Raw genomic sequence first — 13544 nt, 5'->3', positions numbered from 1 at the left:
CGGGGAGGATGATTCTGTGACTCGTCTTGCTACTCAGAAGTTAGCTTGTTAATCAGTGAATAGGCTCGCCGTTAAACGAGCCTACCACTGATTATAGTTTTACTTCTTGTTGCTTTGCTGTTTTCGGTAAAGAAACGCTTAGCAGGAAGTAACCTAGAATTGCAGCTGTTGTAGATCCCATCAGGATGCCTAGTCGAGCTAGTGTGTCAAACTCTACATTCGTTGGGCCAAATGCTAGTGATGAAATAAAGATAGACATTGTAAAACCAATACCACACAGGACAGATACTGCGAAGATGTTCATAAAGTTCACACCTTCAGGGAGCTTAGCAACACCCAATTTCACCGCACCCCAGCTGAATGCAAAGATACCAAGAGGCTTACCAATCAATAGACCCATAGCGATACCAAGCGGTAGCATACCTGTTAGGCTTGAGATTGAGATACCTTCCAATGAAATACCTGCGTTTGCAAAAGCAAAGACTGGCAAGATTGCAAAAGCGACGTATGGGTGCAGAGCATGTTCTAGATGCTTCAGCGGAGAATGTTCACCTTTATTGCCTTTCAGTGGGATAGCAAAACCAATCACTACACCAGCCAGCGTTGCATGAACACCAGACTTCAATACTGCAAACCACAGAATTGCACCAACAATGAGATACACACTCAGCTTAGTTACATGCTTGTTGTTTAGCATGAACAGCACACCAGTTGCGATGAAACCAACCGTTAACGCAAGCGTTGATAGGTCGCCTGAGTAGAACAGTGCAATGATAACAACAACGCCAAGGTCATCGATAATTGCTAAAGCCAATAGGAACACCTTCAAGCTAACCGGTACACGGTTACCAAGAAGCGCCATGATACCTAATGCGAATGCAATATCAGTTGCCGCTGGGATAGCCCAACCTTGAAGCGCTTCTGGGTTACTTGAGTTAAATAGCACGTAAATAAGTGCCGGAGCTAGCATACCGCCAACGGCTGCGATAGCTGGGAAGATTGCTGTCTCTTTAGACTTTAATGCGCCTTCTAAAAGTTCGCGCTTAACTTCTAAGCCGATTAGAAGGAAGAAGACAGCCATTAAGCCATCGTTAATCCAGTGAGACACAGACATACCAAGAACGTAACTATGTAGTACACCTTGGTACATTTCGTTCAGTGGTGAGTTTGCTACAAACATTGCGATCGCCGCAGCGATGACTAGTATGATGCCGCCAGCAGATTCCATTTTAAAGAAGTCACGGATGACGTCGGTCATGATTTCGCCCTTATATTTATTATTTAAATAAACGAATAACAAAGAATAACCACGAGTTTATATCCAAGTTTAATTGATAGATAATCACTTCTTCGGATGTTTAACTTCGGTTTTTCCTACAAATACTAAACAATACGTCGTATATTCCATAATGTTGTTATGCACCATGAATTAAGTATAGATGAGATCATCGAACCTGTATGCACAATTCATTGGGGGACGCTAAAAGGCGCAGGCATAAAAAAGGCTATCAAATTATAGCCTTAGGTGTTTTTTAGTAGCCAGTTAACTGCATAAAGCCTGTCGCTTCATGGCTCCCGCTCGCCTTAATCGGCCCTTCCCAATATGGTATGACAAATGGAAGCCACATATCCCTGCGTATAATACGCGTTGTGAGGTTGATATCATGCTTAGGGACGTTAATGATCCACTGCAAAGGCATCCGTCTTCCATTCATCAACGTTGTATTTTGCAATGGTTGAATGGAAATGTCGGATTCCGTTAATTGGTAAACTTTGCCTGAGCGCGTTGCTAATGTCCCGAATATGTAAGGCAACTGTTGGTTATGACGATAGCGGTTAATGCTCAGCGCTGTGCCGTCATCGAGGTTAAATACAAACCAATCCCAACCTTGTTGGCCCACTCCAAGTAAGCCACTGCCCCACTCTTTATGTACCCACGCAGTTCCTTCCACTTCCTTGGTAACGCCGTCTAGGTTCAACACACCGCTCAACGATAAAAATGGAGCGCTGAAGTTATAAGACGCGACAGGTAATAAGTCGTGCTTTTTCTGATAACCGTTATCGCCGTTGAGCACATAGGGCCCTTTTGCAATGGTGTCGAGTTCTAGTCCAAACGTATCAGTTTGCACTTGAAGGCGCCCGGGGAATGGGGTGTTGCCGAGTGCACGCCAGTTCCAGTTATCAATCCAAAGTCTGAATGGACGATTAGTCATTCCCGCTTGGCCAATACCGCCACGAGCCATGCGCTGTTCTTTCCATACTTTGGACTTAGAAGAGACCACCACATTTGAGATATAGACTTGAGGGCTTTGCCACCCCGGTGTTTCACGTTCGTCCGTTGCGATACGAAAAAAACTCCACTGAACCGAATAGTCTTTACCATCATCACCTTTCAAAGATGCAAAGTAATGCCACCACTCGTGCTGAAACTCTGGGTGGAACTTAAAATCTTGTGGTAGCGAAACATTACGGTCTGGCAAAACAGGTTCGAACACATTGAAGTGTTCATTAACCAATATTGAGTTAACTTCATTCACGTCCTTTTCACCAGGATCGATGAAATAGGAGTAATAACCCCAAACACTTAAAAAGATGCCGAAGAAACTGATTAATAGCAGAGAAGACAGAATTCGTTGTCTTAACTTAGTTGAAGTATTCCGTAAAAACATACTAAAGCGCATCCCTCAGTGACTTCATCGGAGTGTTCCGAATCATTCTCATCACTGGTAAAGCACCAGCTAGCATCAATGCTGCCATGGCCCATGCAAATGTCTGCAAATAGTCCCAAGGAATCACTTGTAACTCGAGTGACCACCCAAAAGACTGCTTTATCACGATATCAACAATTAGGCTCGCTAACGCCAATCCGAGCGGAATCGCAATTAAGGAGGAAATAAGCCCAAACACAAACAACTGCAAACTACCTGTCAGGATCAGCTCTTTCGCCGAGACACCCAAACAGCGCTGCAAGGAAATATGCCTTTGGCGAGACACTTCTCCCGCAACCGTCGCGAAGAAGATACCGAAGACGGCGATAACCAAGGTGATGTTACCTAGTGTATCTGCAATCGCGAACGTCCTATCGAACACCCGCATTGCTTGACTGTGAATATTGTTGTTATCGAAAACGCGCTCGGAGCCAAGCCTGAATACGCTTTCTAATCGGCTGCGAAGCCCTAATGAATTCACATTGTCTTTGAGTATTACCCCAAGGCCGACATTACCCCGCCCTGCAAAGCCATACAGCCAGTTTCGATGCGACATCATGACTTGATGGTAAGGATTACCGTAATCGTAATAAACACCGACAACCTGCCAACCAGAGCCGAGACTATCATAGAGGTCAATGTAGTCGCCAGGGCGAATCCCCAGCTTGAGAGACATCGATTCACTGATCAACACACCTTTAGAGTGATGTAAGTGATACCAGTAATTCGGAATACCTAATTTGATCGTCAGCGCTTCTAGCTCACCTTCAGAAGGCCCCGTACTGACCACCTGAATACTACCGACTGGAGACGCCACATCTTTCTCCCAACGCCACCAAACCGAATCCACTTCAGGTTGGTCAGATAACCAATTACTCATACGAGCAGCGGCATTGTTGGTTGGGTAGATATACAGATCGGCAGCCAAACGCTGTGTTAGCCATTTATCAGTGGTATCTCTAAAGCTACCGACCATGGTTTCTACACCAATATTGGCTGTTAAGGCTAACATAAACGCCATCGTCGCCACGCCACGGTAGCTCATACTGGAAGCTGCATCAGCAAAGAACCAGCGAGCACGAACCCAGCGCAACGAATAAGAGAGGCTGTTAAATAACTTCCACATCAAAAACGGGGTAAATAGCGCCACACTGATCAGCATTAGCGCGATAATCGCAAAACCCGTCTCTTGAGTCTGAGGGGCTTGATACACGGCGACAGCAGCAACCAAGAAACCACAGCCAATCAATGCTTGCCAAGTAAACTCCGTACCCGCAAAGCGCATCAAAGATAAGCGAGAGGTCAAACGAATCGGTTGTGATCTAAGCAAGCGCACCAATGGCCAAGCGCACGCTAAAAACGCACCAAGTAACGCCATCAATAAGCTGTAGCCGCTCCATCGCCAATTCCAGTCGATCGTTAAGCCAACGTTGGCGTCGTATAAGTCGCCTAAGCTTGAAGATACCGCTGGTAACAATTGGTTGGCTAACATGACACCGAATAAATTACCGCAGATCCAGCTCAGTACGACCAATATCAACAATTCTAAGCAAAGCGCTTTAGCCAATTGCCAGCCCGATACACCTGTTTGTCTTAAGATTCCGACTAACGGTTGGCGCTGAATAAATGACAACGACATCGCTTGATAGAAAATAAATAAACCAACCACAAACGACAGCATACCCATCGCTTTTAGGTTTAAGTGGAACGCATTGGTCAGCGACTCAAGCTCTGCCTTAGAGCTACGAGAGATCGTCAAACCATTAGGTAACATATTTTTAAGACGTTCAAACTTCTCAGTGGGCATGTCTGAACAAGCAATCACTGAAAGCCCAGCACTGCGTTTAAGCATTCGGAGCAAGGAGATATCCGCAATCAACCTTGTACCATTAATCATATTATTTTGATCAACAACCACAGGACCAAGTTCAGAACCATCCATCAAAGGGATGTAATCGCCGTTGTGCCATTCCATGTGTTCAGCAAGATCATCACTGACAAGGATTGGATATGGTGGCTTCATGAGATTCAAAGCGGTGAGATCTTTTAACGCTATACCAGGTTGTAGCTGAAGCATAGAAACAGGATCTATACCGACAACCATGAAGTTTGCGCCATTTTCATCAGTGATACGATGGTGATCAAGAGGAGAACACTGTTGAAAACCTTCACGGCGAAGTTGGATATAAAAGCCTTGCGGGATTTTATTGGCGTTGTGTTTTGGTCGAATACGGTAAGGAAGAGGATTCGAAAAGAGTTTTTCGCCATGCGCATAGCTTTGCTTGGCGTGTTGGTTGATAGCAGTAACACCAACCAAAAGTGATACGCCGAGGGTTAAACCAAGCCATACCAAAATAATCTGCAGTGGGTAACGTCGATAGTGACCGAGTAGTGCCTTAACTACGGGCCATAACATGCAGTTGCCCTCCTTGCAGACGGATCCTACCATCCATATGCAGAGCTACTTTTTCACTGTGTGTTACCAACAGCAACGTACATTCTAATTGACGAGCCAAAGAGGTCAGCAAACGCATTACCGCTTCTGCATTACGCTCATCTAAACTACCGGTCGGCTCATCGGCCAGCAATATTTTTGGTTCCATATACAGCGCACGCGCAATGGCCGCACGTTGTTGTTGGCCACCAGACGCTTCTTCAGGGTAACGGCCAAGTAAAGGCATAAGATCTAAAGCAGAGAGAATCTGTCTCCAGAGACCTTTGTCTTCAGGTAAGCCTTTTAACTGGCGGCAAAAACGGATGTTATCGGCAATATTTAACGTTGGCAGTAAGTTGAATTGCTGAAAAATATGGCCAATGTTGTTTCTGCGATAAGCGGTGCGGTCACGCTCGGTTGAGTCGTGCATATTGAAGTGAGGAAAAGCGATTTCACCTGAGTCCGCTAGGTCTAAGCCCGCGATAAGATTCAGTAAAGTACTTTTACCTGAACCGCTTTCTCCCATTAATGCCAGCTGGTCACCTTGGTTTAATGTTAATTCAGCACCTTGCAAAACAGGGTGAAACTCCCCCCCATCGACATAGCCTTTACATAGGTCTGACAGCTTTAACATTAAACAGCTCGCATTAGTTAGAATTTGGAAGGAGAATCTACACTAATTCCCTGTTAGGAGGAAGTATTTTGAAAGATAGATCACACGCCAACGATAAAGTGATGCGATTGGTGCGCCCTACTTCAACTTCCTATCAAGTTTTTAATCCATTTTCTTGTTTTCATGCGATAGAGCGACCCGCCCCACTTGAGGACTTCTTCCGTTAGGAAAAGCAGATATACCCACTCAGGTGGAAACTTAAAATAGATAGCCGCGATGGCTGCCAATGGGATACCGATCACCCACTGAGCAATCAAATCTTGATAGAGGCAGAACTTCACATCACCACCCGCTCTCAACACCCCAACGATCACAGTCAATGGCACCGAGCGAATGACAATACCCACACAGAGGATCAGAATGAACTTCTCTGAGAGGGCTCTGGTTTCTTCCGTCAGTGCGCTAAAGGCATTAAGTATTGGCGTTTGAACGAAATAGAGAAAAACGGCTACAACAATACTAGTTAAGAAACACAAAATTGTTAAGCCAAGCGCTTGATAGTAAACCGCTTCATTGTTTTTCGCACCAAGTTGATTACCCACCAAAACAGCTGCCGCATTCGAAAGGCCAATCAATAAACTCAATGAGATAGATTCAACCGGCGTCATGACCGATAGCGCAGCCAGACCTTGAACGCCCGATTGCCCCATGATCGCGTGGTAAGCAAACAAACCACCCGCCCATGCTAAGAAGTTAAACGTGGTCGGCAGAGACAGCTTCAAGAAGCGAACCACCTTATCAATCGAAGCTGCCGCTTTAATATCGCAAAACTTAAATGCTAATAAATGCTTAGAGAAATAGAGATAACCAAACAAAGTCGCGACTTCAATCGCGCCACTCAGTACCGTCGCAATCGCCGCACCTTTGATTCCAAGCGCAGGAAAGCCTAAGTTACCGAAGATCAGCACCCAGTTTAAGAACACGTTAGACAGGATGCCGATACCGCTGAAAAATGTACTTAGCCCGGGTTTGTGCATCGCTCTCAAACCCACAGCCATACTGCTGACACACGATACCGCTAGCATGCTAAATGACGTAATTACGATGTATTCAACGCCTAAGTTGATGACCTCTTGAGAGTCGGTCGTCACGCCCATGATTTGTGCAGGAAATGAAACGAAAAACGCGATAGTCAGTAAAGCAAACAGTGTCGACACCAGCCACGTCAGCGCAGTGCTTTCTCTCACACCTTGTCTGTTACCCGCGCCCCAATATTGAGCAGTAAGAAGAGCACCGCCCGTGGTAACACCCACCAGCATAATGGTCGTCACGAACATCGCTCGGCTCGCCACCCCCACAGCTGCGATGTCTGCTTCGCCAAGTTGGCCCAACATCAATACATCCACCAAGCCTCGGCTTGAAAACATAATGCTCTGCAAGGTGATGGGCAGTGCAATCGCAATAAGCCTGCGAACAAAATCACCTCGTGTGTGATGAATAATTGAAGAGAGCAACATAGAGAGATACCTAAACGGAACGTATTGATGAATAAAGATAAATATCGCGCTATTATATCAATGTTCGGTTTTTAACCACAGATATAAATGGAGTAACAATGAAGAAAGTACTGGTTTTAGGCGCTTCTGGATATGTTGGTTCGCAACTCCTCCCTCTCCTGCTTGAGCAAGGCTATCAAGTCACGGCAGCAGCAAGGCATATCGACTATTTAAAGGCACGGACCGAGCCTCACGAAAGCTTATCGCTTGAGTATCTTGATCTGGCCGATCAAGCTGCGACACAAGCCTTAGTCCCCGACTTTGATCTTATCTTCTTTCTCGTCCATGGCATGGCGGAAGGCCACGACTTTATCGATTATGAGCTGAACTTAGCCCGTAACTTTGTTTCTGCTCTTGGGCCAAAGAATCAACACGTCATCTACCTGAGTTCTTTACAGCCTCAGACTGGTGATTCAGAGCACCTTCAAGCGAGAAAGAAAACCGGCGAATTGCTTCGTAAAGGGCCTGTACCCGTTACCGAACTTCAAGCTGGCGTGATCATTGGCCCAGGATCTGCGGCATTCGAGATCATGCGAGATTTCGTGTACAACTTGCCGATTATGATTGCGCCAAAATGGGTTGACTCTAAAGCCAACCCGATTGCTTTGCAGAACCTGAACCACTATTTACTAAAACTCGCACAAGACACGCCTAGCGAAAGCCAAACCTTTGAGGTTGGCGGGCCGGATATTGTCTCTTACCGAAACCAATTTGCTCATATTGCTAAAACCGCCGATCGTCCACTCAAACTATGGGCGACATCGCTACTGACACCAAAGATTGCTTCATATTGGTTAGGTGTGGTGACTTCTGTACCGTCTAACATAGGTAGAGCACTACTTGCAGGCTTAAAGCACGACTTCATCGCCAGTTCGACCATCATTAGAGAAAAGTACCCTCAGAAGCTTATCTCGTTCGAAAATATGGTTGAACAAGCCATTCACGCTGAAGGAAACTTTGTCAAAAGCAATGTATGGGGCTTTGATAAAACCGCATTCAAACGCTGGCAAGCTGGGTATGGCTATTACCCGAAGAAAACAGGCGCAAGTATCACCTCAAGCGCTTCATTGGAATCGCTTTGGCATGTTGCTCAGCAAATCGGAAGCCCGAAGCAAGGTTACTTCTTTGCTAACACTTTATGGCGCACACGCGAATGGTTGGATGTTCTTTTCGGTGGCGGTGTACCGGTTCGACAAATGCCAGAAGGGCCCAACCTAAAAGTCGGTGACAAAATCGATTCATGGAAGGTCATTCGCTGTGAAGAGAATCAGTTTTTATCTCTGCTTTTCGGTATGAAAGGCCCCGGTTTAGGGCGACTCGAGATTACTGTCTCTGACCACGGTGACTCTCGCGAGCTGAATATCTCGGCTTGGTGGCATCCAAAGGGGTTTCTAGGGTTACTGTATTGGTTTGCTATGATGCCAGCCCACCTGTTTATTTTTAAAGGCATGGTGAAGGCAATTGAGAAGCAGGCTAAAGAACAGGATTAAAAGCAGATGCGGGATTCGAGTGACGAGATGCGAAAAGACTAAAAGCAAATTAGCGACACGCGCTATGAGAGACAAAAAAGAGCGGATAATTCCGCTCTTCGTATCTCTCATCTCGAATCCGCTATTAGCCGATAACGCTAATTGGGATCTCAGCCAGTTGGTTGCCTTGGTTAGCAGGGTAAACGATGTATTCACCGTGATACTTCACCGCAGACTTATAGTCCGTTACTTTGTGAAGCATGAAGCCCGCTTCCATCGCCGCTTGGATGAACTCAGCATGGTTGCCACGAACAAACCAGTTCATTGGCTTAACCATCAACTCCCCGTCGAAAGAGTCGTCACACTGTTTACCGCATAAAGCAAAAGAGTGCTCGCCATCGGTGAAGAATTGAATCTTGCCGCCAGTCGTTAGCTCGTCTTCACTCGATACGCTCCAACCCATCTCGTACATTTTGTCCATGAACGCTTCAACATCACTGTCTTTTAGCGTTTTAGGCTCTTCGCCTTCAGGGAAAAAACGTCCGTAAAACGCAGAAATACGTTTAAAGGTAAAAGTTAAATCAGAGTTGTTGCCTTTTGAGCGACCCTGTTTCTGCCAGCGAACTAAGTCAGGCACAATCACGCGATCATAAGCTTGAGATTTAATCGCTTTTGTTACCCAACGAACAAGATAAAGGTTGTTCGCGATAGGTGCGTCGATCGCTTTACCAGACTTATGCAGAGCATACAGCTCGCCCAGCGCATCGTTCACTAACTTCTGAATTTCAATATAGTATTTTGACATTATGCCTTCTTTCCTAATGTCCAATATAGTAATGCTGACAGTATTGCACATGCTGCCATCATCATAGCCATTGGCCCTGCAGTGTCACTTGGTAGCATAGCAACAATTGCCCCCACTACAGAACCAGTACCAAATCTTAATGTGCCTGCAAGCGAAGAAGCTGTGCCGGCCATATTCGGGTATCCGCTTAAAAGCAGTGCCATTGAGTTACTACCAATGGTAGACAGTGTGCCGATAAACAGCATCACGAATGGCACAATACCCCACAAACCGATATCTAACATCCAACCGACTAACAGACCTAAGCCCGCAAACAGTTGAATGGTTAAACCGACTCTGAGCATAGCGTGGGAGCCCACTTTCTTAACGATTCGACCGTTGATGCTCGTCATCAAGATCATAGCAACAATATTCAAACCGAACAGGTAGCCAAACAGATCAGGGCGAACGCCATAGATATCGATGTAAACGAATGAACCTGCCGTTAAGAACGCAAACATCCCTGAAAATGAGAATGCACCAGAGAAAATCAGGCCCATCGCCGTTGGGTTCTTACACAGTCGAGCATAGTTACGAATCGTTGTTTTAAAGCGCAATGGTTGTCGGTTTTCTGCAGGAAGCGTTTCTGGGATCTTCATCGATACCGCCAGAATCACGATCACCGCAAAAATAGCCAGAACCCAGAAAATTGAACGCCAACCGAACCACAACGCTAAGTAACCGCCAATCATCGGAGCAACCAATGGCGCAACTGTCATCACCAAAGTAACGAAAGACATGGTTCTTGCGAAATCTTCACGATCGAACATATCTCTTACCACCGCTTGGATGATAACGGCCGCCGCAGCACCAGCAAAACCTTGAGCGGTACGGATGTAAGTCAGCGCTTCAATGCCATGAGTTGTCGCACTCACCATAGAAGCGATAGCAAACAAGAACACACCAATAAGCAGTACAGGCTTGCGACCATAGCTATCCGCCAACGGGCCATGCAGCAACTGCCCCAGCGCGAAACCTGCGGTATAGGCTGTTAGCGTGATTTGTACCTCACCCGCCGTCACACCAAGATCTTTAGCAATGGTCGGCATCGCTGGCAGATACATATCAATGGCTAGCGGAGTAAGTGCACCAATCGCACCTAGAATCAAAAACAGCACTAAGCCTAATTGAGGTGTTTCTAGTTGGGAGCTTTGGCTCTGTGAGGTCGATGTTTGCATGGTTCTCCGAATGTTCAACTGATAGAGCTAGGGACTAGCGTGAGTACGCGAGTCAAAGATTGGCTGAGACTTTCCTAGTACCAGTCAACATCATCAGCCGACGCTATCCATGGTCGGCTTTACAACGAAAGGGCTATTTCCAGCAAAAGTGGTCTCTTGTTAAGAACAATTTCTTGTTAAGAGCAACTTCTAGCTAAGGACTACTTCCAGATTGAATCGACTTCTTCTTGCGTTAGGTAACGGTATTCACCTAACTCTAAAGATTCGTCCATCTCAATTTCGCCAATACGTTCACGGTGTAGTGCTTCTACCTTGTTACCAAGAGCAGCAAACATACGTTTAACTTGGTGGTATTTGCCTTCGTGAATCGTTAGCAGCACTTCACGCTCTGCACGAACTTCTAGGTGTGCAGGAAGTGTTAGGCCATCTTCGCTCTTAAGCTGGATGCCCTCTTTGAATTTTTCAACGTAATCGTCTTCAACAGGTTCAACCAACCACACACGGTACGTCTTCTCGCACTTGTGCTTTGGCGAAGTGATACGGTGAGACCACTTACCATCGTCGGTAATCAATACAAGACCTGTTGTATCAATATCTAGACGACCAGCAAAGTGCAGCTTGTCCATTTTGATTTCATCAAGTAATTCAAACGCGATACGATTTGCGCCATCTTCATGCGAACAAACAAAGCCTTCTGGCTTATAAAGCATGATGTAACGTGGGCCGTGAACATTCAGTTCATTGCCTTGCCATTCCACAACGCACTCTTCAGTTACCTTGAGTGAGCCGCTTTTTTGAATGACATCATTTACTGTCACTGCCTTGGATTTTAATAAGTGTGTTGCTTCTCTTCGAGTGACGCCTAATGCATCGCACAGAAATTTATCTAAACGCATGAATACCTCAACTAATCTAAGTCGGGTATTATAGTCACCTTTGCTCAATTAGTTGAGCTATTTCACACTATTTGTTTTCCTTCTTACAAGACGCGATATGTATACACTCCGCCCGTACCAAGCTGATTCTGTAAAATCAGTGATTCATTACTTCAGAAAACACCAAACTCCGGCAGTGCTCGTGCTTCCGACAGGTGCAGGAAAAAGCCTTGTGATTGCAGAGTTAGCAAGGCTTGCGAAAGGTCGAGTGTTGGTGCTTGCTCACGTAAAAGAGTTGGTTGAACAGAACCATGAGAAGTATGAAGGTTACGGGCTGAAAGGCTCGATTTTCTCTGCGGGTTTAGGACGCAAAGAGACCGACCAACAAGTCGTGTTTGCTTCGGTGCAATCTGTGGTGCGAAATCTCGATTCATTCTCTAACCAATTTTCGCTGTTGGTTATCGACGAATGCCACCGTGTTCCCGATGAAAAGACCAGTAGTTATCAGAAAGTCATCACTCACTTACGCGAGAATAATTCGGGCATCAAGGTGCTTGGATTAACAGCGACCCCATATCGTCTTGGGATGGGTTGGATTTATCAATACCACACTCGCGGTCAAGTGCGTTCAGATGAGCCACGTTTCTTCCGCGACTGTATCTTTGAGCTGCCGATTCGTTACCTGCTCGATGAAGGTTTCTTAACTCCTGCACGCATGATTGATGCACCCGTGTTGAGCTATGACTTTTCGCAGTTAAAGCCCGCGAGCACTGGTCGCTACAAAGAAGCAGAACTCGACATGGTGATCGAGCAATCGAAACGAGCGACCCCACAGATTGTCGATCAGATTATTCACCTAGCCCAAGATAAACTAGGCATCATGGTATTCGCTGCGACCGTTCGACACGCGCAAGAGATCCTCGGCTTATTACCAGAAGGTGAAGCTTCAATTGTGATTGGCGATACGCCGACGCTCGAGCGTGACCAAATTATCAGCGACTTCAAAGAACGTAAAATCAAGTTTTTGGTTAACGTATCGGTATTAACCACAGGTTTTGATGCGCCACACGTCGATTTAATCGCGATTTTGCGCCCGACAGAATCCATCAGTTTGTATCAACAAATCGTTGGCCGTGGCTTACGCCTATCTCCGGGTAAAAAAGAGTGTTTGGTGCTCGACTATGCGGGCAACAGTTACGACCTCTACCAACCTGAGGTTGGCGACCCTAAACCCGATTCAGACAGTGAAATCATCACCATCCCTTGCCCTGCGTGCGGCTTCAATAACAACTTTTGGGGTAAGCTAGACAGCAATGGCTTCTTGCTTGAGCACTTTGGTCGTAAATGCCAAGGCTACTTTACCGATGAAGACACAGGCGAACGCGAACACTGTAATTATCGCTTCCGAGCGAAATATTGCGGTGAATGTGGTGCGGACAACGACATTGCCGCGCGCATTTGCCATGAGTGCGATGCCACCTTAGTTGACCCAGACAAAAAACTAAAAGAAGCACTGAACCTAAAAGATGCATTGGTATTTGAATGTTTAGAAATGGATCTCAACGTGCTTAAAGACGACAAAGGTAAATCACAACTTAAAGTCACCTATCGCGGGGAAAACCAAGCGCAAGTGCATGAGTTTTGGTCATTAACCACCAAAAAGCAGAAGCAAAACTTCAAAGACCAGTTTGTTCGCCCTCACCTTGCAGACAGACATCGCCCTTTTGAAGAAGCCTCACCGACGAAAGTGGTTGCTCACCAACATAGATTCCGCCCACCTCAATTCGTGATTGCACGTAAAGTCGGACGCTTTTGGAAAATGAGAGACAAGATATTCGAAGACGAACTACAGCAGCGTTAAGGATAA

10 protein-coding genes are annotated in these 13544 nt (G+C 46.0%); 2 read left to right on the top strand and 8 right to left on the bottom strand.

The genetic code is table 11. The annotated features are described in order from the left end of the window. Positions 1-91 precede the first annotated feature (91 nt). From nhaA to BCU07_RS04410, 5 genes are all read right to left on the bottom strand, one after another. Complete coding sequence (nhaA, locus tag BCU07_RS04430; RefSeq protein WP_010441484.1) at positions 92-1258, bottom strand: Na+/H+ antiporter NhaA; 1167 nt, start codon at positions 1256-1258, stop codon at positions 92-94. Between the two features lie 274 nt (positions 1259-1532). Continuing rightward, a complete protein-coding gene (locus BCU07_RS04425; RefSeq protein WP_029235783.1) occupies positions 1533-2681 on the bottom strand; it encodes a lipocalin-like domain-containing protein in 1149 nt (382 codons plus the stop codon). Beyond that, a complete protein-coding gene (locus BCU07_RS04420) occupies positions 2671-5124 on the bottom strand; it encodes an ABC transporter permease (RefSeq protein ID WP_102428232.1) in 2454 nt (817 codons plus the stop codon). Before BCU07_RS04420 ends, BCU07_RS04425 begins: the two co-directional genes overlap by 11 nt. Continuing rightward, positions 5105-5776, bottom strand: coding sequence for an ABC transporter ATP-binding protein (locus BCU07_RS04415; RefSeq protein WP_017060385.1), 672 nt, complete (start codon positions 5774-5776; stop codon positions 5105-5107). The genes BCU07_RS04420 and BCU07_RS04415 overlap by 20 nt, the downstream gene beginning before the upstream one ends. Positions 5777-5898: 122 nt before the next feature. Next, positions 5899-7272: an MATE family efflux transporter gene (locus tag BCU07_RS04410; RefSeq protein ID WP_017060384.1), complete on the bottom strand. Its 1374-nt coding sequence runs from the start codon at positions 7270-7272 to the stop codon at positions 5899-5901. A gap of 98 nt (positions 7273-7370) precedes the next feature. Here BCU07_RS04410 and BCU07_RS04405 point away from each other — a divergent pair, with 98 nt between their 5' ends. Then, a complete protein-coding gene (locus BCU07_RS04405) occupies positions 7371-8801 on the top strand; it encodes a DUF2867 domain-containing protein (RefSeq protein ID WP_017065397.1) in 1431 nt (476 codons plus the stop codon). Between the two features lie 124 nt (positions 8802-8925). Here the strand turns inward: BCU07_RS04405 and BCU07_RS04400 are convergent, their stop codons facing one another. The 3 genes from BCU07_RS04400 to rsuA form a co-directional block, all read right to left on the bottom strand. Then, positions 8926-9585: a DUF2913 family protein gene (locus tag BCU07_RS04400; protein WP_017060382.1), complete on the bottom strand. Its 660-nt coding sequence runs from the start codon at positions 9583-9585 to the stop codon at positions 8926-8928. Next, on the bottom strand, positions 9585-10802 hold the full coding sequence (locus tag BCU07_RS04395; RefSeq protein WP_017060381.1) for a Bcr/CflA family multidrug efflux MFS transporter: 1218 nt from the start codon (positions 10800-10802) through the stop codon (positions 9585-9587). Before BCU07_RS04395 ends, BCU07_RS04400 begins: the two co-directional genes overlap by 1 nt. A gap of 200 nt (positions 10803-11002) precedes the next feature. Continuing rightward, positions 11003-11698: a 16S rRNA pseudouridine(516) synthase RsuA gene (rsuA, locus tag BCU07_RS04390; protein WP_017060380.1), complete on the bottom strand. Its 696-nt coding sequence runs from the start codon at positions 11696-11698 to the stop codon at positions 11003-11005. Between the two features lie 97 nt (positions 11699-11795). Between rsuA and BCU07_RS04385 the strand changes: the two genes are divergently transcribed. Continuing rightward, on the top strand, positions 11796-13538 hold the full coding sequence (locus BCU07_RS04385) for a DEAD/DEAH box helicase (protein ID WP_017065396.1): 1743 nt from the start codon (positions 11796-11798) through the stop codon (positions 13536-13538). The last annotated feature ends 6 nt before the right edge of the window (positions 13539-13544 follow it).

This window comes from Vibrio sp. 10N.261.54.E10, assembly GCF_002877735.2.
In the GTDB taxonomy this organism is placed as follows: domain Bacteria; phylum Pseudomonadota; class Gammaproteobacteria; order Enterobacterales; family Vibrionaceae; genus Vibrio; species Vibrio crassostreae_C.
The sequence above is the reverse complement of the archived record's forward strand: the minus strand, read 5'-3'. Positions and strand labels throughout refer to the sequence as shown.